Raw genomic sequence first — 22,608 nt, 5'->3', positions numbered from 1 at the left:
GTTACGGTGTCGCCTCGTGGCCGGGGCGGCCGTGGGTGCGGCGGCGCTCCTTCATCTCGGCCTCGAACAGGTGGCGACGGCCGCCGGCGAACCGCTCGCGGGCCTCCCGGTCGAGCTCGCGAAACAGCGCGTAGTACCCGTCGTCGAAGTCCTCCACCAGCTGGAAGGTCCACCGCCCGGCGACCACGTTGCGCCCGATCAGCTCGCTGGAGACCCGGTCGGCGAACTCCCCGTGCCCGGCCTCGCGCAGCAGGGCCACGGCGTCGTCGAGCATGAGGTCGGCGTGGCCGATGAGCTGATGGAGGTCGTACAGGCGGCCGCGGGCCCGCTCCACGGTCTCCAGGGCCTCGCTGAGCTTGCCCAGCGCCTCGACCGTCCCGTCGGAGACGCCGGCGGGGCGCGTATGCGCGGCGTCCGGGCCGTTCGCGTTCTCGTCGTTCATGAGTCCACTGGGTACCCACCTAAGCTACGGCCATGAGTGATCGCATCCGCTGGGGCATCCTGTCGACCGGCGCCATCGCCGCCACCTTCGCCGAGGACCTCCGGCTGCTGCCGGACGCGGAGCTGGCCGCGGTCGGCTCCCGCACCGCCGAGTCGGCCGAGCGCTTCGCCGCCGCCCACGGCGCGGCCCGGGCCCACGGCTCGTGGCAGGCCCTGGTCGAGGACCCGGAGGTCGACGCGATCTACGTGGCCACCCCGCACAGCGCGCACTACGAGGCGGCCCTGCTCGCGCTGCGGGCCGGCAAGGCGACCTTGTGCGAGAAGCCCTTCACGCTCGCCGTGTCCGAGTCCGAGGCGCTGGTCGCGGCGGCCCGCGAGGGCGGGGTGTTCCTCATGGAGGCCATGTGGATGCGCTGCATCCCGGCGATCCGGCGGATGGCCGAGCTGGTGCGCGACGGCGCGATCGGCGACGTGGTCTCGGTGCACGCCGACTTCGGCATCCAAGGGCCCTTCCCGGAGACGTCCCGGCTGCGCGACCGGCGGCTCGGCGGCGGCGCGCTCTACGACGTGGGCATCTACCCGGTGACCTTCGCGCACCTGTTCCTGGGCGCGCCGAGCAGCGTGCAGGCGTGGGCCCGGATGAGTGCCGGCGGCGTGGACGAGAACACCGGCATGCTGTTCGGCTACGACGGCGGCGGGGTGGCCGCGCTGACCTGCTCGCTGCTCGGCGACTCGGCCCGGCGGGGCGTGGTCACCGGGACGCTCGGGCGCATCGAGGTCGAGCGCGACTTCTTCCACCCGCACGGCTTCACGCTGTGGCGGGGCGCCGACGCGGAGGTGTTCGACCTGGCCTACGAGGGGCGCGGGTACCAGTTCGAGGCGGCCGAGGTACACCGCTGCCTGCGCGAGGGGCTGACGGAGAGCCCGCTGGTGCCGCTGGCCGAGACCCTGGACATTCTGCGCGTTCTGTCCTCGGTGTCCGGAATTATCGGACTTGACTATTCGAGCTGAGAACTGAAGCGGGGCGGACACACGGTGTTCCCGTCGCTACTGTGCGCCGTATGGTTCAGCTGATCCGGGCCGACCCGGACGCGTTGATCAAACTGGCCGACGGCTGCCTGACGGCCGCCGACGACCTCGGCGCGCACTACCGCACGCAGTTCGGCGAGCTGTCGCCGCCGGCGGCCGCCTTCGGCGCGCTGGCGGCCTCGCGCAGCGCGGCCCGGGTGGCCGCGGCGCTGCAGCTGGACGCCCAGGCCGCGATCGGCACCCACGTGCAGGTTCTGGAGGGCGACGCCGACCGGCTGGTGCAGGCGGCCTTCGCCTATGCCGAGGCCGACGACCTCGCCCGCGACGGCCTCGGCGGGTCCCGCGGGGCCCCGGCGTGAGGGGGTCCTCGATGACCGATCGCGACTTCTGCTGGGACCTGGCATGACCGCCGCGATGGCCGACGTGGTCGTGGACGACCTCTGGGACGTCGCCGCGCGCCCCGATGTGCTGGAGCGGGCCGCGCAGGCCTGGCGGGCCGTCGGGGCCGACGTGCGGTCCGCCGTCGAGGTGCTCGAGCGCGCGGCCGCGCCGGTGGTCGGCGGCGAGTGGGAGGGCGACGCGGCCGAGGACTACCGGGGGCACCACAGGCGGTACCTCGACAGCGCCGACCGGCTGGCCCAGGCGACCGGCGACACGGCGGCCGCGCTCGACGGGCTTGCGGCCGTGCTGCGCGGCGTCCAGGACCGGCTCGACCAGGCGTGGGCGCGCATCGCCGGGCTGGTCGAGCACCGGCGCCGGGGCGGCGTGGTGACCTTCCGGCCGGCCGACGCGGTCCAGGCCGACGCGGTCCAGGCGGCGGTGCAGCACGCGGCGGCCCTGCGCTCCGACGCCGAGCGGCTGCTCGACGACCAGGGCGCGGCGCTGGGCCGGGCCCGGGCGGCCTGGCAGCTGCTCGGCGCCGAGTGGGCCGCGGTGGCCAGCGAGATGATCCCGGCCTGGGTCCCGCCGCCGGCCCCGGCGGGAGTGCGCGCGCGGCTGGTCGACGGGCTGTTCGTGGTGCAGACCGGCCCCGGGGACGACGCCGTGGTCGTCGGCGACGGCGCGGTGACCGTGGGCAGGGTGCGGCTGGAGATCCCGCCGGGGGCCCGGCTCGTGCTGCGCACCGGCGACGGCGACGACACCGTGCAGGTCAACGGGGCGGCCGGGGTGACCGTGCTGGCCGGGGCCGGCGACGACCGGATCTACGGCGGGGCCGGCGACGACGTGCTGATCGCGGGCCTGGGCGCGGACGTGGTGCGGGCCGGGGCGGGCGACGACCGGGTCAGCCTCGGGCCGCTGGCGGCCGGCGGGCAGGCGGCCCCGCCCGGCGCCCGCGAGCAGGCCGACCTCGGCGACGGCGACGACCGGCTCTGGGGCAGCGGCGGCGCCGAGGCCGACACCGGCGGCGCGGGCGCGGACCTGATGTTCGGCGGCGCCGGCCGCGACTACCTCGACGGCGGGGCCGGCGATGACCTGATCGACGGCGGGACGGGCGACGACACGCTCTACGGCCTCGGCGGCGACGACCGCCTGTTCGGCGGCGACGGCGCCGACTACCTCGAGGGCGGGGCCGGCGACGACCGGCTCGACGGCGGCGCCGGCGCGGACGTGCTTTCCGGCGGCGGTGGCGACGACCGGCTGGAGGGCGGGGCCGGCGACGACGCGCTCTACTCCGGCGCCGGGCGCGACTCGGTGGACGGGGGAGAGGGCGCGGACACGCTCTACGGGCAGGCCGACGACGAGGTGGGGCGGGTGGAGCGGCTGTCCGCGGCCGAGGCCGGGGGCGCCGACGAGCTGACCGACTTCGTGCGGATCGGCGGGGACGCGGACTACCAGGCGCGGGTGCGGGCCGACCTCGACCTGCTGGCCGCCTCGCCGGACGGGCGGGAGATGCTCACCGCCCTGCGCGAGGGCGGCAAGCCGCTGCGCATCGAGCCCATCGACGCCGCCAACGGCTTCGCGCCGGCGAACGGCGGGACGCCCTTCATCCAGTACAACCCGAGTTGGGACGGCCTCATGGGCGGCACGCCGCCGACGGTCGTGCTCTTCCACGAGATGGCGCACGTGTACGACATGGATCGAGACCGCTTCGACCAGCGCCCCTACCCGGGCGACCACGGTGTCGACCGCGGGGTGGCGAACTACGAGCGCCAGGCGGTCGGGCTGCCCTACGACGCCGACGGGGACCCCGCCACGCCCGACCAGTTCGACCCCGGCCGGCCGCCCGAGCTCACGGAGAACGGGCTGCGGGCCGAGATGGGGCTGCCGCGCCGGGATCGGTACAGCAGCCCCTGAGCCTTCAGGAGAAGAGCAACCGGGCCGGGAGGTACGTCAGGATCGCGATCAGCGCCGCCCCGGGGAACGTCAGCACCCAGCCGATGATGATGTTGCCGGCGACCTGCCAGCGCACGGCCGAGAGCCGCTTGGTCGCGCCGACGCCCATGATGGCCGAGGTGATGCTGTGCGTGGTCGAGATCGGCAGGCCCAGCTGCGAGGTGGTGAACAGCACGCCGGCGGCGACCGTCTCGGCGGCGAAGCCCTGCGGCGGGTCGAGGTCGATCACCTTGCGGCCCAGGGTGCGGATGATGCGCCAGCCGCCGGAGTACGTGCCCAGGGCCAGCACCGTGGAGCAGGCCAGGAACACCCACTCCGGGATGTCGGTCTTGGTGGACTGGTAGCCGCCGACGAAGAGGGCCAGCACGATGATGCCCATCGTCTTGGCGGCGTCCTGCATGCCGTGGCCGACCGCCATCGCGGCCGCCGAGACGGTCTGCGCCCGGCGGAAGCCGCGGTTGAGCTTGCGCGGGTTGCCGCGGCGGAACGCCCACATGATGGCCACCATGAGCAGCCCGCCGAGCAGGAAGCCGACCACCGGGGAGGCGACCATCGGCACGAGGACCTTGTCCACGATGCCGGACCAGAGCACTTTGGAGTCGGCGCCCAGCCAGGCGGCGCAGAGCGCGGCGCCGACCAGCCCGCCGAAGAGCGCGTGTGAGGACGAGGAGGGCAGCCCGAAGTACCAGGTGATGAGGTTCCAGACGATGCCCCCGACCACGCCGGCGAAGACGATCCCCAGCCCGGACAGGCCCGGGGGCGGGTCGATGATGCCGCCGCCGACGGTCTTGGCCACGTGGCCGCCGAGGTGCGCGCCGATGAAGTTGCCGAGCGCGGCCATGATCAGGCCCGCCCGGGGGCTGAGGGCGCGGGTCGACACGGAAGTGGCGATGGCGTTGGCCGCGTCGTGGAAGCCATTGGTGTAGTCGAAAATCAGCGCTACCGCGATGACCGCGAGCACTGCCATGAGTTGCGCGCTGATGGCTAGGACTCCTTGACCACAATGGTCTCGACGGTGTTCGCCACGTGCTCGAACGCGTCGCAGGCCGCCTCGAGCTCGTCGACGACCTCTTTCATCTTGAGCACCGTCAGCGCGTCGTACTCGCCGGAGAACAGCCGGACGAGGGCCATCCGGTAGGCGCTGTCGCCCTCGTTCTCGAGCCGGTTACACTCGACCCAGTACGGCTCCAGGTCCTTCATCGCCTTGAGCCGGGGCATCGCGTTCGCGGTGAGGCGGGCCTGCTGGTCGAGCACCTTGACGATCTCGTGGATCTCCCGCGGCAGCGAGGGCAGCTTGGTCAGGCCGTAGAGGTACAGCAGGCTGCCGACCGCCTCCAGGTGGTCCATGACGTCGTCGAGCAGCGAGCCGAGGCGGTAGATGTCCTCGCGGTCGAAGGGCGTGATGAAGCTCGAGTTGATCTTCTTGTACAGCTCGTGCGTGATCGCGTCGCTGTCGTGCTCGACCTCGACCAGCCGCTCGCTGACCGACTGCACGTCGGCGCCCGGCATGGCGAGCTCCGAGAGCAGGTCGGTGCCCTTCACGAGGTTCTGGGCCGCGCGGCTGAACAGCTCATAGAACGAATCGTCACTAGGACGCAGCCTCAACCGCACAGTCGACCTCAAAACGTCAAAGAAGAGCCGGGGGGGATACCTCTGAACCGAGAATGCTAAGTCCCGTCATTGGCATCCGCTGTAGCGCAGACCATCGTCGGCCCGCGGTTCACCTGCTGTTCATCCATGATTCAGGTTTGCGTCGGGTGCCCGCTCCGCTGTGTATCGGATCGGCGCCGCTCGGTGTTTGTAGGTGCGCTGCACCGGCCGGCGCAGGAACCTGGCCAGCGCGCCCCGGTGCCGGCTCGCGATGACGTCGGCCTCGGCCGCGCGCAGCTCGCGCCAGAATGCGTTGCGCACCCGGCGCGGCCCCTCCGGTACCTCGGCGAAGCGCACCTTCCGGCCGTCGGCGTGCGCGGCCCGCACCAGCGAGCGCAGGATGTGCCGTGCCTCGGCCGGGAACTCGGGCCAGTCCTCGCGGGCGTCGAAGCCCAGCCGGGTGGCCAATGGCGCGCTCACCCACGGGGCCACGCTGGGTGGCAGGCCGCCGGGCTCGAGGTCGGCGAAGCGGCCCTCCAGGAAGGCGTACCGCTCGTAGGCCCCGAGCAGGTCGGCCCGCGACCAGTGCGGGCCGGTGAGCACGACCGTGATCGCGCCGGGGACGACCCGCCCGCCGAGGCAGGTGGTCAGCAGCGCGGCGTGCGGGCGCAGCAGCCGGTCGAGCGTCTCGTACTCCCGGCCGGTCGCCCGCACCGTCCCGGTGTCCGGGTCCGGGTCCGGCTCGGCCCGCACCATGAGCAGGAACGGCTCGGCCCGCCGGGCGTGCACCCGGCCCAGCGGGTTGCCCGCCGCCCGGGTGGCCAGCGGGGTCAGCACCGCCTGGTCGAACGTCGGGGCCGGCTCGCCGGGCGGCAGCGCGCAGGTCAGCCGCAGCGTCGGCGAGGTGGTGTCCGGGTCGATCCGCACGCCGACCTCGACCCCGGCGAAGCCGGCGCGGGCCGCGGCGGCGGCCGGGTCGAGGGGGCCGTCGAGCGCCACCAGCAGGCCGCCGGCGAGGTAGGGCCGGCCCCGGCGGGCGCGGGCGACGGCGAGCGCGGCCAGCGCTCCGGTGCTCGCCAGGCCCACAAGTCCGGTGGCGACGTTCGCCAGGGCATCTTCCATGGGTATAAATGGTACTTAAAGCGCATTTCGTACGAGGGCTAACCCGCTGGTTCATGAGGCGCTGGTTGAATGGGCGGGTGAGTGACGCGTTTCTCCAGCACCGCGACCACCTGTTCGGGGTGGCCTACCGGATGCTCGGCCAGCGGGCCGACGCCGAGGACGCGGTGCAGGAGGCGTGGCTGCGCTACCGGGGCGCCGACACCACGGGCGTGGCGGACCTGCGGGCCTGGCTGACCACCGTCGTCGGCCGGCTCTGCCTGGACCAGCTGCGCTCGGCGCGGGCGCGGCGGGAGGCCTACGTCGGGCCGTGGCTGCCGGAGCCGCTCGTCGAGCGCCTGCCGGACGCGGAGCCCGAGCCGGGGGAGGCGGTGGCGCTCGCCGACAGCGTCAGCTTCGCGCTGCTGCTCGTGCTCGACGCGCTCGGGCCTGAGCAGCGGCTCGCGTTCGTGCTGCACGACGTCTTCGGGGTGCCCTTCGCCGAGGTGGCGAGCACCCTCGGTACCACCGCGGAAAATGCCAGGCAGCTGGCCTCGCGCGCCCGTCGGGCGGTCCAGGCGGGGCAGCGGCGGCACACCACTGACCGGAGCCGGCAGGCCGAGGTCCTCGCCGCCTTCACCGCCGCCGCGCGCGACGGCGACCTCGGGGCCCTGGCCAAGGTGCTCGCGCCGGACGTGGTGGCGCTGGGCGACGGCGGCGGCCTGGTCTCGGCCGCCCGCCGCCCGGTCGTCGGCGCCGACGCGGTCGCGCGCCTCGTCGTCGGGCTCTACCAGCGGGCCGAGCGTGAGGGCTTCACGCTCGAGCCCGTGCTGGTCAACGGTGACCTGGGGCTCCTCGTCCGCCCGGTCGGGGTCACGGTGCTGTCGATCTCGCCGGAGGGCCTGGTCACGGGCTTCTACAACCAGCTCAATCCAGAGAAGCTAGGAGACCTGGTCTAGCCATTCGCGGTACGCCGAGCCGAAGGGCTCCCGCCGGTCGCCGACGGCCGACATGAGCCAGTCGGCGCTGGCCCGGGCCTCGGCGACGACGTCGGCGGGGTAGCCGTAGCGCACCTGGTGCAGGGCGAACTCGTCCTCGTCGGCCAGGATCACGTCTCCGGTGCGCCGCCGGATCACGTCGAGATCGAGGTCGATCGCGGTCATCTCGTGCTCGCTCGGCCAGTGCGGCACCGACGTGATGTCGCAGTAGATCTCGGTGCGGTGCGGGGTCGCGTTGAAGCACGCGGTCCACCACGCCTGGCGCGGGATGAGCAGCACGTGGGGCGACTCGACCGGCCCCGTCCGAGTGGTTCCGCGGTGCACCGGGGTGCCCGTGCCCGCGCCGAGCCAGACGCCGTGCTCGTCCTCGCCGAGCAGGTCGGTTTCGTAGTTCCAATGCAGGGAGCCGTCGAACTTGCGCCAGACCGCGCGTACACGCCTCATCGGCCCACCGTACCGATCCGGGTGTGGCCGCCGGATTCTGTCGTACGCAGGGGGTAGCGTGCTCGGACGTGACCGCCTCCCCTCGCCCCCGTCGCGCCCGACCGGAAGTCCTCGACCTTCTCGCCACCGCCGTCGGCGCGGTGCCGGACGGCGCCGAGCGCCCCGGTCAGCAGGAGATGGCGAAGGCGATCACGGCCGCCGCGGAGCAGGAGGAGCACCTGCTGGTCCAGGCCGGCACGGGGACGGGGAAGTCGCTGGCCTACCTCGTGCCGTCGCTGCTGGTAGACGGCCCGGTGGTGATCTCGACGGCCACCCTCGCCCTGCAGTCCCAGCTCGTCGACCACGACCTGCCGCGGCTGGCCGACGCCGTCGAGCCGGCCCTGGGGCGCCGCCCGACCTACGCGGTGCTCAAGGGGCGCCACCACTACGTCTGCCTGGCCCGGCTGGAGGGCACGTCCGCCGAGGAGCCCGACGACGGCCTGTTCGACGTCGGCGAGGCCAAGCCGACGAAGTGGCTCGGCGAGGCCGGCCGGCTCGGCAAGCAGATCGAGCGGCTGCGCGACTGGGCGATGGAGACCGAGACCGGCGACCGCGACGAGCTCGACCCCGGCGTCGACGACGCGGCCTGGAAGCTGGTCTCGATGCCGGCCCGCGAGTGCGTCGGGGCCCAGCGCTGCCCCTACGGCGCCGAGTGCTTCGCCGAGGCCAGCCGCGCCCGGGCCCGCGAGGCCGACATCGTGGTCACCAACCACAGCCTGCTCGCCGTCGACATGCTGACCGGCCGGCAGATCATCCCGCCGCACGAGCTGCTCGTCGTCGACGAGGCGCACGAGCTGGCCGACCGGGTCAGCTCCGCCTCGCAGGCCGAGCTGACCCCGGAGCTGCTGGAGCGGGCCGCCCGCCGCTGCCGGCCGTACGTCGACGACGAGGTGGCCGACCGGCTCATGGAGGCCGGCGACGTGCTCACCGTGGCCCTGGCCGAGGCGCCGGCCGGCCGGGTCGTCGGCGCCCTGCCCGACGTGCTGGCCGAGGCGTTGACCCTGCTCGACGCCGGCGGCCGCAAGACCGTCGAGGCGATCGGCGAGGTGCGCGCCGACGACGCCGACCCGGTGCGCAAGCAGCAGGCCCGCACGATGGTGGCCGACCTGACCAAGGTCGCCCAGCGCATGGTGGCCAACGCGGAGCACGACGTCATCTGGATCGAGCGCGACGAGCGCGGCCGCCGGGCCGTGGTCATCGCCCCGCTCACCGTGGCCGGCACGCTGAGCACCCACCTGTTCAGCGAGCGCACGGTCGTGGCCACCTCGGCCACGCTGGCCCTGGGCGGGCAGTTCGAGACCGTGGCCCGCTCGCTCGGCCTGCCGGTGCAGACCGAGCGCCCCGCCGCCGCGACCGGCCCCGCCGAGGCGGCCCGCGAGGCCGTCGTGCGGGCCGACGAGGCGCGCGACACGGCCGGCCTGGCCTGGAGCTCGCTGGACGTCGGCTCGCCGTTCGACTACGCCAAGCAGGGCATCCTGTACGTCGCCGCCCACCTCCCCAAGCCCCAGACCTCGGGCCTGTCGGAGGCCGCGGCCAGCGAGATGGTGGAGCTGGTGCAGGCCCTCGGCGGCCGCACCCTCGGCCTGTTCTCCTCGCGCAAGGCGGCCGAGCGGGCGGCCGAGGTGTTGCGGGCCCGCACGCCCGGCATCACGATCCTGCTGCAGGGCGAGGAGGCGCTGCCGATCCTGGTCCGCAAGTTCCGCCAGGACCGCAACAGCTGCCTGCTCGGGGTCATGTCGCTGTGGCAGGGCGTCGACGTGCCGGGCGACGCCTGCCAGCTCGTGGTCATCGACCGGCTGCCGTTCCCGCGCCCGGACGAGCCCCTGTCGGCCGCCCGCTCCGACGCGGTACAGGCGGCCGGCGGCTCCGGCTTCGCCGCGGTGAGCGTGCCGATCGCCGCGGTGCGACTGGCCCAGGGCGTGGGCCGGCTGATCCGCTCCCGCGGCGACAAGGGCGTGGTGGCGGTCCTCGACTCGCGGCTGGAGCACGCGACGAGCTACGGGCCGTTCCTGCGCAAGTCGCTGCCCCCGTTCTGGTACACCACCAAGCCCGACATCGTGCGCGGCGCCCTACGCCGCCTGGCCGGCTCGTAACCGCGCCGGTCGCTCGCCGAGACGCCCGATTGTCGCTGAGGGCGGGCGTCCGGCGCGACGTCCGCTTGTCGCCGACGGGAGGCGCTCGGTGTGGTGGCGGCCGCTTGTCGCCAAAGCCGGCGCGCTACGGCCGCTTGTTGCCGAAGCTGGGGTGTTCGGCGAGGCGGCCGCTCGTGTCGGTCTGTCAGGTGCTGGCGTGCTACGGCCGCTTGTGGCCGAGCGCTTGGGCGTTCGGCGTGATGGCGGCTTGTTGCTCGAAGGCCGGGCGCTCGGCGTGGCCGTTTCGTGCCGATAAGTCGGGCGCTGGCGCGCCACGACTTATCGGATTTATCGCCTGTCGGGGGATGGGCCCGGCTGCGCATCATCTGAAACGGTGGCACTGCCGCTTCGGGCCCTCCTCGGTAGCGTCGCGACCACGCCGATCAGCAGCAGGCCGCAGGCAATCTGCTCGATCTTGAGCCAGAGCGGGAACGGGCCGGGCAGGGCGACGATCAGCGAGATCGCGACGATCTGGGCGATCGTGACGATCCGCAACCGCCGCACGTCGCCGCGGAGGGCCAGGACGTTGGTGATGACCGCGGCGATCGCGACGAGCGAGCCGCGAATCCACACCGCCGCGTTCACGATCGCAGTGTGCTGGCGCAGCACGACGACGACGGCCAGCGTGGCCACGCACAGCAGCAGGTAACCGGCGGCGAACATCCGTGGGGTTCGTGTCATGCCCTCAGCGTGGGCCGCGGGCCCGGTCGCGGGCATCGGCGCCGGGTTAGACCCCGTCTCCATCCCGGGTTGGATGCGCCTGTGCCCCGCGCGGGTTTGAATCGGTGGGTGACCTCCTCCGCGATCGCCACCCTGGACGCGGTCCGGGAGCAGCGCGCCGCCGTGACGCGCTGGCTGCGGCCGCTGGCCCCGCTCGTCATGCTGGTGGTGGTCTGGGCCTCCTGGACGACCGCGCCCGCCCCGGCCCTGTCCGGTTCCGGCCGCCCGGTGCTGATCGCGCTGGCCGCGTTCGTGGTCGCCGGCGTCGGCACGGTGCTCACCGTGCCTCGCAATGTCGCGACGATGCCGCGGTACGTGCCGAGGCACGCCCCCTTCGTGGGCGCCCTGCTCGCCGCCTCGGTCGCGCTCGTCTGGCTGCAGCCGGACGGGGCCGGCGTGGCCGGCATCTTCGTGGGCGTCTCGTTCCTGGCCCCGCTGCTGCGCGGCCACATCTGGGTGCCGGTGACCGTCGTCGCCCTGGTGCTGGTCGCCGTCGTGGTCACCACCGCACACCACGGCTCGCTGATCGACGCCCTCCTCGACGCGGTGATGGTCGGCGCGTTCTACGGCATGCTGATCTTCGCGATGCGCCTGGGCGAGGCCAACCGCCAGGCCGAGGGACTGGTCGTGGAGCTGGAGCGGGGCCGCGCGGCCCAGGCCGAGGCGGCCCGCCTGGCCGAGCGCCAGCGGCTGGCCCGCGAGATGCACGACGTGCTGGCCCACTCACTGTCGGGCCTGATGCTGCAGCTGGAGGGGGCCCGGCTGCTGGCCGTGCGCACCCCGGACGACCCGCGCCTGCCGGCCGCCATCGAGCGCGCCCAGCAGCTGGGCCGGGCCGGCCTGGACGAGGCCCGGCGGGCCATCGGGCTGCTGCGCGACGCCGAGCTGCCGAGCCTGTCGGAGCTCACCACCGGCTTCGCCCGCGACCACGGCGTGCCGTGCGCCTTCGCCGCCGACGGGGACGAGCGGGAGCTGTCCTCGCCGGCCCGGCTGGCCGTGTACCGGGTGGCGCAGGAGGCGCTGACCAACGCGGCCCGGCACGCGCGGCCGTCGCGGGTCGCGGTGCGGCTGGAGTACCGGCCGGACACCGTCTGCCTCACCGTCGAGGACTTCGGCGCCCCGCCCCCGCCGCTGGTGCCGGGCGTCGGGTACGGGCTGACCGGGATGCGCGAGCGGGCGGAGCTGCTGGGCGGTACCCTGGCCGCGGCCCCGACCCCGACGGGCTTCCGGGTGGAGTTGGAGGTCCCGGCGTGACGATCCGGGTCCTGCTCGCCGACGACCAGCGGGTGGTGCGGGAGGGGCTCGCGCTCGTGCTCGGGCTGTTGCCGGACGTCGAGGTGGTGGGCGCCGCCGCGGACGGTCAGGAGGCGGTCGAGCTCGCCACGCGGCTGAAGCCCGACATCGTGCTCATGGACCTGCGCATGCCGCGCTGCGACGGCGTGGAGGCGACCCGCCTGCTCGCGCGGGACATGCCGGAGGTGCGGGTGGTGGTGCTCACCACGTACTCCGACGACCGCTCGGTGCTCGACGCCCTCCGGGCCGGTGCGCGCGGCTACCTGACGAAGGAGGCCGGCGGGGACGAGATCAGCGAGGCCCTCCGGCGGGTGTTGGAGGACGGGGCGGCGCTGGATCCCGCGGTACAGCATCATGTCCTGAACGCCCTTGCCAAACCCGTCGAGCGGCTCCCCGACGGGTTGACGCCCCGGGAGGCCGAGGTCCTCGGGCTCGTCGCGGCCGGGCTGTCCAACGCCGAGATCGCCGGGCGGCTCTTCATCAGCGAGGGCACGGTCAAGAGCCACATCAACCACCTGTTCGCCAAGATCGATGCGCGCGACCGGGCGCAGGCGGTCGCCTATGCGTACCGGCACGGGCTGGCGGATCGACGGTAGGCTCCGGGGCCGTGGGTCGTGGAGCGAAAGGCTGATCGCTTTGCAACAGGTGAAGACCTCGGGGTCGGAATTCGTGCTCGGGCTCAAGCTGCTCGGCAAGGGCTTCGCGCGGTACGGGCGCAATCCGCGCCTGCTGCTGCTCGGCGCGATCCCGGCGCTGATCACGTGCGCGCTGTTCGCCGTCGGGTGGGTCTTCCTGATCCTCTACATCGGCGACATCGCGTCCGCCGTGACCTGGTTCGCCGACGACTGGTCGGACGGCGTGCGGCAGGTGATCCGCTTCGGCGCCGGGGCCGGCATCCTGGTGGTCGCGGCGCTGATCTCCGCGCTCACGTTCACCGCGCTGACCTTGCTCATCGGCGATCCCTTCTACGAGGTCATCTCCGAGAAGATCGAGGACGGGCTCGGGGGCACTCCTGGGGCGGTGGATCTGCCGTGGTACCGCACCCTCTGGCCCAACCTCGTGGACTCCATCCGGCTGATCGCGCTGGGCATCGCGCTGGCCATCCCGCTGTTCCTGCTCGGCTTCGTGCCGATCGTCGGGCAGACGGTGGTCCCGGTCCTCAACGCGATCGTCGGCGGCTGGTTGCTCGCCGTGGAGCTGACCGGCATCCCGTTCAACCGGCGCGGCATGCGGCTGAAGGAACGGCGCAAGCTCCTCCGGGCACACCGCTCGATGGCGCTCGGCTTCGGCATCCCGGTGTTCCTGGTGCTGCTGGTGCCGGTGGTCGCGATCATCGTGGTGCCGGCGGCCGTGTCGGGGGCGACCCTGATGTCCCGCCGGCTGCTGGGGCTGAACATCGAGGACCAGCCGCCGGTGCCCGCCCCGCAGATCGCCGCGCGGTAGTCGCCGGCCGGTCAGGCGTCAGGCCAGCAGGCCGCGCAGCAGGGTGGTGTCGCCGCTGACCAGCAGCGTGTCGAAGGGAACCCGGCCCCACAGCGCCAGGGCCAGGTCGCTGGCCGGTCCGCTCGCGGTGGCGCGCTCGCGGTGGTCGTCGGAGTCGAGCAGCGTGTCGGTGTCGAGGAGCGCGATGCCGGCGCCGCGGAGCCTGACGTACCAGACCTGGTCGACGTCCGTGGCGTGCAGCGCGATCATGCCGGCCCGGTCGTCCGGCCCGCTGCGCCGGCCCGAGGGCAGCCAGGAGTCGAGCACCTCGGTGACGTTGTCGCTGGCCACGCGCGGCTCGATCGGCTCGGCCAGGCCGCCGGCCATCTGCGCGTCCCACCGGTGGATCACGGTCTCGTGGAGCATGCGGCGGTGCCAGAAGGAGGCCTTCTTCGCCTGGGGCGCGAAGTTCCAGGCCGGCAGCTCGGGGTCGACGGCGTCGAGGGTGGCCACCAGCTCGGTGAACGCGTCGGTCCAGGCCGCCGTCGCGTCGACGCCGTCGGGCAGCGGGTCGGTCCGGCGCGGCTCGGGCTTGTCGAGCACTCCGCGGGCGACGTGGCCGGTGACGTACGAGTACACCAGGCTCAGGTGCCACGCGAGGTCGCCCAGGCTCCAGCCCGGACAGCTCGGCACCGGCGCGTCGAGCGGCGTGCCGCTGCCCAGGGCCGCGCGGAAGGCGTCGCCCTCGGCGCGCAGGGCGGCCAGCCAGATGTCCTTGGTGAGCTGAGGCTTGCTCATAGGCATCAAGATTAGGGCAACGCTTAGGCTGGTGCGGTGCCCGAACCCGCGACCCTCGCCGCGTTTACGACCCTTCGCCTCGGCGGCCCGGCCGGCCGCCTGATCGAGGCCGCCACCGAGGCGGAGACGCTGCGGGCCCTGCGCTCCGGCGGCGACCAGCTGATCCTCGCCGGCGGCAGCAACGTCGTGGTCGCCGACGAGGGCTTCCCCGGCACGGTCGTGCTGCTGCGCGAGCGCGGCCTGCGCGCCGAGGAGCGCGACGGCGCCGTGCGGCTGACCGTCGCCGCGGGCCACCCGTGGGACGACGTGGTCGCCACCGCCGTGTCGAACGGCTGGTCCGGCATCGAGTCGCTGTCGGGCATCCCCGGCTCGGCCGGCGCCACCCCGATCCAGAACGTCGGCGCCTACGGCCAGGAGGTCGCCGAGACCATCGTCTCCGTGCGGGCCTACGACCGCGCCCGCGACGAGGTCGTCACGATCCCGGCGGCCGAGTGCGGATTCGCCTACCGGACCAGCGTCTTCAAGCACAACTCCAGGCACGTGGTCCTCGCCGTCACCTTTCGGCTGTCCGCCTCCGCCCGCTCGACCCCCATCGCCTACGCCGAGCTGGCCCGCTCCCTGGGCGTGGAGCAGGGCGCGACGGCACCATTGGAGGAGGTGCGGGCCACGGTACTGAAACTTCGCGCCGGCAAGGGCATGGTTCTCGACCCGGCCGACCCCGACACGTACTCGGTCGGCTCCTTCTTCACCAACCCCGTCGTGCCGGCGCCCGACTTCGAGCGGGTCCGCGCGCTCGCCGCCGACCTCGGCCCGATGCCCTCCTGGCCGGCGGGCGGCGAGATCAAGCTGAGCGCGGCCTGGCTCATCGAGCGGGCCGGGTTCACCAAGGGGTACGGCTCGCCGGGGCGCGGCGTGGCCCTCTCCGGCAAGCACACCCTGGCGCTGACCAACCGCGGCTCCGGCTCGGCGGCGGCGCTGCTGGACCTGGCCCGCGAGATCCGTGCCGGCGTGGTGGAGCGCTTCGGCGTGACCCTCCACCCTGAGCCGGTGCTGGTGAACTGCGCGCTCTGAACCCGCTCAAAAGCCCGGAAAACGATAAGTCGGGCGCTCCGCGCCACGACTTATCGGACTTATACCCTGTCGGGGGAAATGTCCGAAAAGTCGCGGCACGAAGTGCCCGACTTTTCGCAAAACCGACTTTTCGTAGACCGAGGAGCGCCGGTTTCATAAGTGGGGCTGTTTCATAAGTGAGGCGGGCTGCGAAGGGCCCAGATTCCTCGCCAGGACGGCCCGGCGGGCCAGCGGGCTACGCCTGGTCGGCCCACCCGGGACGCTGGCGGTGTCCCGCGGAAGCCTGCGGTTACAGCACCGAAGTGAGACGGGGCTGCGGCAAGCCCAGCGGGCTGTGCCTGGCGGCCCGCCCGGGGCGCTGGCGGCGTCCCGCGGAAGCCCGGCTGCAAATCCGGAGTGAGGCGGGCCCGGCGGGCTGTGCCTGGCGGCCCGCCCGGGGCGCTGGCGGCGTCCCGCGGAAGCCCGGTTACAACACCGGTAGCTCCCACCCCGGCTATGCGACAGGCGCTAGTCAGGGGCGACGGCCGCGTACGGCACGGTCACCTCGCCGAGGCGCCAGCGGGCCGGCCGATCCAGAACGGGCCAGCCCGCCTCCCGGGCCGACTCGACCGCCCGCCGCCACCGCTGCCGCGGCCCGAAGACGGACAGCGGAGCCGCCGCCCGCCAGCCCGCGTCGAGGTCCGACAGCAGCGCGTGGATACGCTCCCCGGCCACGTTGTGGTGGATGAGCGACTTCGGCAGCCGCTCGGCCAGCGTCGAAGGAGTGTCGAGGTTGGCCAGCCGGCTGGCCAGCGTCAGCGTCCGCGGCCCCTCCCGCGAGACCAGCACCCAGGAGGCCAGCCGCCCGAGCTCGTCGCACGTCCCCTCCACCAGCAGCGCGCCGCTCGCGGTCATCGCGGCCCACGCCGCCGGGACGTCCTGCTCGTCGTACTGCCGCAGCACATTGAACGCCCGCACGAGCGTGGGTCGCAGGCCGGCCAGCTCGAAGCCACCGCGGCGAAACTGCAGCGCCGCCGTGGCGAAGGGCTGCGCGGCGGCGACCCGGGCCGGATCGATCTCCAGGCCCACCACCGGGACGCCGAGGCGGGCGTGCAGCTCGATCGCGGTGATGGGCGAGGCGCCGTAGCCGAGATCGACCACGAGCGGCTCCGGCGCCCGGCGGAGCATCCCGCCGAGCGTCGCGGCGATCCAGTTGTCGACCCGGCGAAGGCGATTCGGGTTGGTCGTCCCACGCGTGATCGAGCCGACGGGTTTCATGACAAGGATCAGAGCACCCGGTGCACCTTGTGCTGCGCGGCCTGGGCGAGCGGGCGCACCACGAGCCGGTCGATGTTGACGTGGTGCGGGCGGGTCGCCGTCCAGGCGATGCAGTCGGCGATGTCCTCGGCGACGAGCGGCTCGGCCACGCCGGCGTACACGGCGGCCGCCTTCTCGGCGTCGCCCCCGAAGCGCTTGAGGGAGAACTCGTCGGTGCGCACCATGCCGGGGTCGATCTCCACGACGCGGATCGGGCGGCCGCTGAGCTCCAGGCGCAGCGTCTCGGCCACGGCGGTCTGGGCGTGCTTGGCCGCGGTGTACCCGCCCCCGCCCTCGTAGACGATGAGCCCCGCGGTGGAGCTCATCACCACGACCGTACCGCGGCCGGAGCGCTCCAGCAGCGGCAGCAGCGCCTTGGTGACACGCACGGTGCCGAGCACGTTGACGTCGAACATCCACTGCCAGCCGGCCACGTCGGCCCGCTCGACGGGCTCGGCGCCGACGGCCCCGCCGGCGTTGTTGACCAGCAGCTCGAGCGAGCCGTCGAGGGACGACACGGCGTCGGCCAGGGCGGCGACCGAGGCGTCGGACGTGACGTCGGCCACCACGGCGGTCGCCGAGGTGAGTGAACCGACCAAATCGTGCAGCCGGTCCTCGCGGCGGGCGACGGCGACCACGTGGAAGCCCTCGGCGTCCAGCCTGCGGGCGGTAGCGGCCCCGATGCCGCTGGAGGCGCCGGTGACCACGGCGATACGAGTAGACATGTGGCCATCCTGCACGAAGTTGCCCGGAACGCAGTGACCAACGCAACGGTGGGTAGACGGCCGCCTGCGAGGGAACATGGACGGTTGGGAGGATGTAACCAGTCGGCAACAGACAGGAGCAGGACGTGGCGCGGGTTGACTCGCTGCATGGCCATACCCCGCCGTCCCGCCGTTCCCTTCCCAGACGCGTCGCCACGCTCTCGGTGCACACCTCGCCGCTGGACCAGCCGGGCACCGGCGACGCCGGGGGTATGAACGTGTACATCGTCGAGGTGGCCGAGCGGCTGGCGCGGGCCGGCGTCGAGGTGGAGATCTTCACCCGGGCCACCACCAGCGAGCTGCCCCCGCAGGTCGAGATGGCGCCCGGCGTGCTGGTCCGGCACGTGATCGCCGGGCCGTTCGAGGGGCTGGCCAAGGAGGACCTGCCGGCGCAGCTGTGCGCGTTCACCGGCGGCGTGCTGCGCGCGGAGGCGGCCCGGCCGTCCGGGTGGTACGACCTGGTCCACTCCCACTACTGGCTCTCCGGCCAGGTGGGCTGGCTGGCCAAGGACCGCTGGGGGGTGCCCCTGGTGCACACCGCGCACACCCTGGCCAAGGTCAAGAACCAGCTGCTGGCCGACGGGGACAAGCCCGAGCCCATCGCCCGCGTGATCGGCGAGGAGCAGGTGGTGGCCGCGGCCGACGGCCTGGTGGCGAACACGCCCGCCGAGGCGGAGGAACTCATCGACCTGTACTCCGCGGAGCCCCGCAAGGTGAGCGTGGTCCCGCCCGGCGTCGATCTCGAGCGGTTCGCCCCCCGCCCGCACCGCAAGCGCGCCGCCCGGGAGCACTTCGGCCTGCCCGCCGACGCGCACGTCGTCGCCTTCGCCGGGCGCATCCAGCCGCTCAAGGCCCCGGACATCCTGCTGCGGGCCGCTGCCGAGCTGTACGCCCGCGACCCGAAGCTGCTGGTGGTGATCTGCGGCGGCCCCAGCGGCTCCGGCCTGGACCGGCCGACCGCGCTCATGGACCTGGCCCGCGACCTCGGCATCGCCGACATCGTACGGTTCCTGCCGCCGCAGTCCCGCGAGTCGCTGGCCGAGCTGTTCCGGGCGGCGGACCTCGTCGCCGTGCCCAGCTACAACGAGTCGTTCGGGCTCGTCGCCATCGAGGCACAGGCGTGCGGCACGCCGGTCGTGGCGGCCTCCGTCGGCGGCCTGGTCACCGCGGTGCGCGACGGCGTGTCCGGGATGCTGGTCGACACCCACCGCCCGGCCGACTGGGCCGCGGTGCTCGGCCCGCTGCTGGCCGAGCCGGCCCGGCGGGCCGCCCTGTCGCTCGGCGCGGTGCGCCACGCCCGCGAGTTCTCCTGGGCCCACACGGCCAGCGGCCTGCTCGCCGCCTACCGCGACGCGCTGGAGTACCACCGGCAGGCGGTGGCGGCATGAGCGCGCGTGCGGAGGTCTCGGCGCTCATCGAGCGGGTCGCGGCCGAGCGGGAGATCCCGTGGGACACCACCGGCGAGCACTCCTACGTGGTGACGCTGCCGGGCACCCACAAGCAGAAGACCAACTGCAACCTCATCGTCGGCGAGCACGCGCTGCGCGTCGAGGCCTTCGTCATGCGCCACCCCGACGAGAACCGCGAGGCGCTGTGGGAGTGGCTGCTGCAGCGCAACGCCCGCATGTACGGCGTCGCCTTCAGCGTCGACACCAACGGCGACGTGTACCTGGTCGGCCGCCTGCCCCTGCACGCCGTCACCGAGGACGAGCTCGATCGGCTGCTGGGGGCGGTCCTGACGTACGCCGACGAAAGTTTCGACCCGATGCTCGAGATCGGCTTCGGCTCGGCGATCCGCCGCGAGTGGGAGTGGCGGGTCAAGCGCGGCGAGCCCCTGGACAATCTCAGGGCATTCACCGAGTTCGTGAATCGACCGGCCTAGCTACATTCGCGGGTGTGATCGAGCGATCCCCACTCGCATGGAAGCCCGTCGGCGCGGTCGCCGGCGGGGCGGCGCTGGCATTGCTGCTCACCATCGGCCGGTACGACTACCACCGCGACGAGCTGTACTTCCGCATGGTCGGCGCGCACCCGAAGTGGGGCTACGTCGACCAGCCGCCGTTCACCCCGCTCATGGTCCGGGCCTGCATCGCCGTGTTCGGCGACACCGTCTGGGCGATCCGCATCCCCGGGCTGGTCTTCCTCGTCGCGGCCGCCGTCCTGCTGGCCCTGATCGCCCGCGAGGCCGGCGGCGGCCGGGCCGCGCAGACCCTCGCCGCGGCGGGGGTGCTGACCACCTTCCCGTTGACGGCCGCGCACATCACGATCACCGCGGGGCCCGACCTCGTCATGTGGCTGCTGGTCATCTGGTGCCTGATGCGCGCGCTGCTGGGCGATCTGCCGAAGTACTTCATGTGGGCCGGTCTGATCGCCGGCCTCGCGCTCTACAACAAGCACCTGGTGATCCTGCTCCTGGCCACGTTCGGCGCCGGGCTGCTGCTCGTCGGGCCGCGGCGCGTGCTGGCCTCGAAGTGGCTGTGGGCCGGCGCGGGGATCGCGGTCGTCGTCGGCCTGCCCAACCTGCTGTACCAGATCGCCAACGACTTCCCGCAGCTGTCCATGGCCCACGCCCTGGCCCAGAACAAGGGCGACGACGCGCGCATCACGCTCCTGCCCCTGCAGTTGCTGTGGCTCGGCCCGTTCTTCGTCCCGGTCTGGGTCGCCGGGATCGTGACGCTGCTGCGCCGGCCGGAGCTGCGCCCGATCCGCGCGTTCGCCGTCGCGTACCCGCTGATGATCGTGCTGCTCTTCGTCGTCGCCGGCCAGCCGTACTACAGCTTCGGCCTCCTGGCCGCCCTGTTCGCCATCGGCGCCGTGCCGGCCGCGCGCTGGATCGCCGGGAGCCGGGCGCGGCGTGGCCTGCTCGTCGGGGCGGCGGTGGTCAACTGCGGCGTCGCGGTGCTCACCTCCCTGCCGGTGCTGCCGATCGACGTGATCGGCAAGACCCCGATCCCCGGGATCAACATCGGCATCGCCGACGAGATCGGCTGGCCGCGCTATGTGGCTCAGGTCAAGGAGGTGTACGACGCCCTGCCGGCCGAGGACAAGGCGAACACGATCCTGTTCACGGGCAACTACGGCGAGGCCGGCGCCCTGGACCGCTACGGCAAGCCGTTAGGCCTGCCTGACGTCTACAGTGGACAGAACGAGCTGTGGTACCTCGGCCCGCCGCCCGAGTCGGTGACGGTCGTCGTGTGGGTCACCGAGGGCAACGGCCCGGTCGGCAATCCGGCATTCGGCTCGTGCGAGGTCAAGGCGAAGCTCGACAACGGTTACGGCGTTGACAACGAAGAGCAAACAGCTCGCGTCTTCGTCTGCCGCGACCGCAAGCTGACCTGGGCTGAGCTGTGGCCGAAGGCCCAGCATTTCGATTGATTTCAATTATTTCAAGTGTGTGAGCGAGCCGACAGCCCGTTCACTTGGCGAGGTATTCGGCCGCCGCGTAACGTCGTCTACGGATCCGGCGATTCCTGAAGTTGGGGAGCGACGGGGGTGTTCCGGGCCGAAAGGCCCACTCGCAGTGACGTGTCCGGGCGGGGCGCGTCACTGCAACCGGCGGCACAGAGCGGGTGCCGTGGACTGGGGGTGCACGTCACCCGCTGCCGCCGGTGCGAGTTCTCGCGAAACTTAAGCCGGCCGTAAAGACGCATCATGCTCGATGGCCGTAATTTCCTCGCATGCGCATTGCGCGTCTCTTTGCCGCCGCCATTCTGCTGACGTCGCTCGCCGCCTGTGGCGACAAGGCCGCAAACGGTTCCCCCGAGGCCCTCGATTCCTCGTCGCCGTCCTCGGCTTCCTCCGAGTCCCCTGCGGACGACGGCGGTGTCGGCGCCCTCGGCGCGGCCGGCGCGACCGCGTCGCCCACCGCCGCCAAGACCTCGGCAGCGGCCGCGTCCGCGGGCAAGGCGCCGACCCAGACGTTCGCGGTGGCGAGCGCGCAGTTCACCTTCACGCGGGCGGGCCGGACGCTGCGCACCGTGGTCTGGTACCCGAAGTCCTCCGGCCGCTTCCCCCTGGTCCTGTGGAGCCACGGCCTGCACGGCTCGCCGGAGGGCTACGCCGGCGTGACCCAGAAGATCGCCGCCGCCGGCTTCGTCGTGGCGGCCCCGGCGTACCCGTTCACCAACGACAAGGCCGACCCGTTCAACCAGAACGACATGGCCAACCAGCCGGCCGACGCCTCCGCCGTCATTACCGAGGTCCTGAAGCAGGACACCCAGTCCGGCTCGGTCCTGGCCGGCCGGATCGACACCGCCCACGTCGGCGCCGCCGGCCACTCCGCGGGCGGCTACACCACCGCCGGCCTGCTCTCGGGCTCGACCCGCGACGCCCGGCTGAAGGGCGCGGTCATCGTCTCGGGCGGCTCCATGGGCGGCAAGTTCACCGGCGCGGCCACCCCGGTGCTGTTCATCCACGGCGACGCGGACACCACCGTGCCGTACAGCAGCGGAAAGTCCCTCTACGACAGCTGCACGTGGCCGAAGGGCTTCCTGACCCTCCTCGGCGGCGACCACGGCGCCTCGCTGTGGGGTTCCACGCCGGCCGCCACGGCGGTCTCGAAGACCATGCTCGACCTGTTCCGCTACAGCCTGTACGGCGACGCGGCCGCCCGCTCCCGCCTGCGCTCCGACGCGACCGCCCCCAACGCCGCCAAGTACGACGGCACGCTCTGAATGCGGCGAAGTCCGATAAGTCGGGCGCTGGCCCGCCACGACTCATCGGACTCATAACCCGGCAGGCGAAATGTCAGCGACGTCGTGGCGCGACAGCGCCCGACATTTCGCCCAAATCACCGCCGCAGGGCGAAGACATCCAGCAGGCCGGTCAGCTCCAGCTGGGCGTAGGCGAGCGGACGAGGGTTGCGCAGGCGCAGGGTGCAGCCGGCCCCGTTGGCCAGTTTCCAGCAGCTCACCAGCGCGCCGATCCCGGCCGAGTCCAGCAGCGTGACCTGGTCGAGGTCCAGGACGAGAGCGTCGGGGCGGAAGGCGGGCAGCACGGCCCGCACGGCCTCGGTCACCTGCTCGCGGGTGGCCAGGTCGAGCTCACCGGCCAGGCGGATGACCACCGTGTCCGGGCGCGTGGCCTCCAGGGTCGCCGACAAGCCGTCCAACTGCCGCCTCCTCCAGTGCTGGAGGGCCG

Annotated in this window: 23 protein-coding genes; 13 read left to right on the top strand and 10 right to left on the bottom strand. The window is 73.1% G+C overall.

Annotated elements, in window-relative coordinates:
- Position 1 precedes the first annotated feature (1 nt).
- On the bottom strand, positions 2–442 hold the full coding sequence (locus ABD352_RS41775; RefSeq protein WP_344618128.1) for a hypothetical protein: 441 nt from the start codon (positions 440–442) through the stop codon (positions 2–4).
- A gap of 32 nt (positions 443–474) precedes the next feature.
- Here ABD352_RS41775 and ABD352_RS41770 point away from each other — a divergent pair, with 32 nt between their 5' ends.
- From ABD352_RS41770 to ABD352_RS41760, 3 genes are read left to right on the top strand one after another with little or no spacing between them, the layout of a single operon-like run.
- Complete coding sequence (locus ABD352_RS41770) at positions 475–1,452, top strand: Gfo/Idh/MocA family protein (RefSeq protein ID WP_344618127.1); 978 nt, start codon at positions 475–477, stop codon at positions 1,450–1,452.
- A 50-nt stretch (positions 1,453–1,502) separates the two neighbouring features.
- Positions 1,503–1,829 (top strand): hypothetical protein, encoded by a 327-nt coding sequence (locus ABD352_RS41765; RefSeq protein WP_344618126.1) that lies wholly within the window; start codon positions 1,503–1,505, stop codon positions 1,827–1,829.
- Positions 1,830–1,872: 43 nt separating this feature from the next.
- Positions 1,873–3,765 carry a M91 family zinc metallopeptidase gene (locus ABD352_RS41760; RefSeq protein WP_344618125.1) on the top strand — a complete coding sequence of 631 codons (1,893 nt, stop codon included), beginning with the start codon at positions 1,873–1,875 and terminating at the stop codon, positions 3,763–3,765.
- A gap of 4 nt (positions 3,766–3,769) precedes the next feature.
- On the opposite strand, the gene ABD352_RS41755 is transcribed toward ABD352_RS41760, so the two are convergent.
- The 3 genes from ABD352_RS41755 to ABD352_RS41745 form a co-directional block, all read right to left on the bottom strand.
- On the bottom strand, positions 3,770–4,786 hold the full coding sequence (locus tag ABD352_RS41755; RefSeq protein ID WP_344618267.1) for an inorganic phosphate transporter: 1,017 nt from the start codon (positions 4,784–4,786) through the stop codon (positions 3,770–3,772).
- 2 nt (positions 4,787–4,788) lie between these two features.
- Positions 4,789–5,415, bottom strand: a complete 627-nt coding sequence (locus ABD352_RS41750) for a DUF47 domain-containing protein (RefSeq protein WP_344618124.1) — start codon at positions 5,413–5,415, stop codon at positions 4,789–4,791.
- Between the two features lie 120 nt (positions 5,416–5,535).
- Positions 5,536–6,516, bottom strand: coding sequence for a PI-PLC domain-containing protein (locus tag ABD352_RS41745; RefSeq protein ID WP_344618123.1), 981 nt, complete (start codon positions 6,514–6,516; stop codon positions 5,536–5,538).
- A 77-nt stretch (positions 6,517–6,593) separates the two neighbouring features.
- Here ABD352_RS41745 and sigJ point away from each other — a divergent pair, with 77 nt between their 5' ends.
- The gene (gene sigJ, locus ABD352_RS41740; RefSeq protein WP_344618122.1) at positions 6,594–7,451 is read left to right on the top strand and encodes an RNA polymerase sigma factor SigJ; all 858 of its coding nucleotides are present in this window, start codon (positions 6,594–6,596) and stop codon (positions 7,449–7,451) included.
- Here the strand turns inward: sigJ and ABD352_RS41735 are convergent.
- Positions 7,434–7,934 carry a DUF402 domain-containing protein gene (locus ABD352_RS41735; RefSeq protein ID WP_344618121.1) on the bottom strand — a complete coding sequence of 167 codons (501 nt, stop codon included), beginning with the start codon at positions 7,932–7,934 and terminating at the stop codon, positions 7,434–7,436. The genes sigJ and ABD352_RS41735 overlap by 18 nt on opposite strands.
- A gap of 176 nt (positions 7,935–8,110) precedes the next feature.
- Here ABD352_RS41735 and ABD352_RS41730 point away from each other — a divergent pair, with 176 nt between their 5' ends.
- Complete coding sequence (locus tag ABD352_RS41730; RefSeq protein ID WP_344618266.1) at positions 8,111–10,066, top strand: ATP-dependent DNA helicase; 1,956 nt, start codon at positions 8,111–8,113, stop codon at positions 10,064–10,066.
- A gap of 327 nt (positions 10,067–10,393) precedes the next feature.
- On the opposite strand, the gene ABD352_RS41725 is transcribed toward ABD352_RS41730, so the two are convergent.
- Complete coding sequence (locus tag ABD352_RS41725; RefSeq protein ID WP_344618120.1) at positions 10,394–10,768, bottom strand: hypothetical protein; 375 nt, start codon at positions 10,766–10,768, stop codon at positions 10,394–10,396.
- 126 nt (positions 10,769–10,894) lie between these two features.
- On the opposite strand from ABD352_RS41725, the gene ABD352_RS41720 reads away from it, so the two are divergent.
- From ABD352_RS41720 to ABD352_RS41710, 3 genes are read left to right on the top strand one after another with little or no spacing between them, the layout of a single operon-like run.
- Positions 10,895–12,079: a sensor histidine kinase gene (locus ABD352_RS41720; RefSeq protein ID WP_344618119.1), complete on the top strand. Its 1,185-nt coding sequence runs from the start codon at positions 10,895–10,897 to the stop codon at positions 12,077–12,079.
- Positions 12,076–12,714: a response regulator gene (locus ABD352_RS41715; protein ID WP_344618118.1), complete on the top strand. Its 639-nt coding sequence runs from the start codon at positions 12,076–12,078 to the stop codon at positions 12,712–12,714. Before ABD352_RS41720 ends, ABD352_RS41715 begins: the two co-directional genes overlap by 4 nt.
- A 49-nt stretch (positions 12,715–12,763) precedes the next feature.
- Entirely contained in the window at positions 12,764–13,561 is a 798-nt protein-coding gene (locus ABD352_RS41710; RefSeq protein ID WP_344618265.1) for an EI24 domain-containing protein, read from the top strand.
- A gap of 18 nt (positions 13,562–13,579) precedes the next feature.
- Here ABD352_RS41710 and ABD352_RS41705 read toward each other — a convergent pair whose 3' ends face one another.
- Positions 13,580–14,338 (bottom strand): maleylpyruvate isomerase family mycothiol-dependent enzyme, encoded by a 759-nt coding sequence (locus ABD352_RS41705; RefSeq protein WP_344618117.1) that lies wholly within the window; start codon positions 14,336–14,338, stop codon positions 13,580–13,582.
- A gap of 36 nt (positions 14,339–14,374) precedes the next feature.
- On the opposite strand from ABD352_RS41705, the gene ABD352_RS41700 reads away from it, so the two are divergent.
- Complete coding sequence (locus ABD352_RS41700; protein ID WP_344618116.1) at positions 14,375–15,409, top strand: UDP-N-acetylmuramate dehydrogenase; 1,035 nt, start codon at positions 14,375–14,377, stop codon at positions 15,407–15,409.
- Between the two features lie 507 nt (positions 15,410–15,916).
- On the opposite strand, the gene ABD352_RS41695 is transcribed toward ABD352_RS41700, so the two are convergent.
- Together ABD352_RS41695 and ABD352_RS41690 are read right to left on the bottom strand one after the other, a co-directional pair.
- Positions 15,917–16,666 carry a class I SAM-dependent methyltransferase gene (locus ABD352_RS41695; protein ID WP_344618115.1) on the bottom strand — a complete coding sequence of 250 codons (750 nt, stop codon included), beginning with the start codon at positions 16,664–16,666 and terminating at the stop codon, positions 15,917–15,919.
- Between the two features lie 8 nt (positions 16,667–16,674).
- Positions 16,675–17,430, bottom strand: coding sequence for an SDR family oxidoreductase (locus ABD352_RS41690; protein ID WP_344618114.1), 756 nt, complete (start codon positions 17,428–17,430; stop codon positions 16,675–16,677).
- Positions 17,431–17,555: 125 nt separating this feature from the next.
- On the opposite strand from ABD352_RS41690, the gene mshA reads away from it, so the two are divergent.
- The 4 genes from mshA to ABD352_RS41670 all read left to right on the top strand — a co-directional run bounded on the left by mshA (position 17,556) and on the right by ABD352_RS41670 (position 22,142).
- Positions 17,556–18,857, top strand: a complete 1,302-nt coding sequence (gene mshA, locus ABD352_RS41685) for a D-inositol-3-phosphate glycosyltransferase (RefSeq protein ID WP_344618113.1) — start codon at positions 17,556–17,558, stop codon at positions 18,855–18,857.
- Entirely contained in the window at positions 18,854–19,351 is a 498-nt protein-coding gene (locus ABD352_RS41680; RefSeq protein WP_344618112.1) for a type III secretion system chaperone family protein, read from the top strand. Before mshA ends, ABD352_RS41680 begins: the two co-directional genes overlap by 4 nt.
- Positions 19,352–19,365: 14 nt before the next feature.
- Positions 19,366–20,844 (top strand): glycosyltransferase family 39 protein, encoded by a 1,479-nt coding sequence (locus ABD352_RS41675; RefSeq protein WP_344618111.1) that lies wholly within the window; start codon positions 19,366–19,368, stop codon positions 20,842–20,844.
- A gap of 302 nt (positions 20,845–21,146) precedes the next feature.
- Entirely contained in the window at positions 21,147–22,142 is a 996-nt protein-coding gene (locus ABD352_RS41670; protein WP_344618110.1) for an alpha/beta hydrolase family protein, read from the top strand.
- Positions 22,143–22,258: 116 nt separating this feature from the next.
- Here ABD352_RS41670 and ABD352_RS41665 read toward each other — a convergent pair whose 3' ends face one another.
- Complete coding sequence (locus ABD352_RS41665; RefSeq protein ID WP_344618109.1) at positions 22,259–22,579, bottom strand: STAS domain-containing protein; 321 nt, start codon at positions 22,577–22,579, stop codon at positions 22,259–22,261.
- Positions 22,580–22,608: the final 29 nt, after the last annotated feature.

The organism is Dactylosporangium salmoneum, assembly GCF_039532525.1.
Taxonomy (GTDB): Bacteria; Actinomycetota; Actinomycetes; order Mycobacteriales; family Micromonosporaceae; genus Dactylosporangium; species Dactylosporangium salmoneum.
The sequence above is the reverse complement of the archived record's forward strand: the minus strand, read 5'-3'. Positions and strand labels throughout refer to the sequence as shown.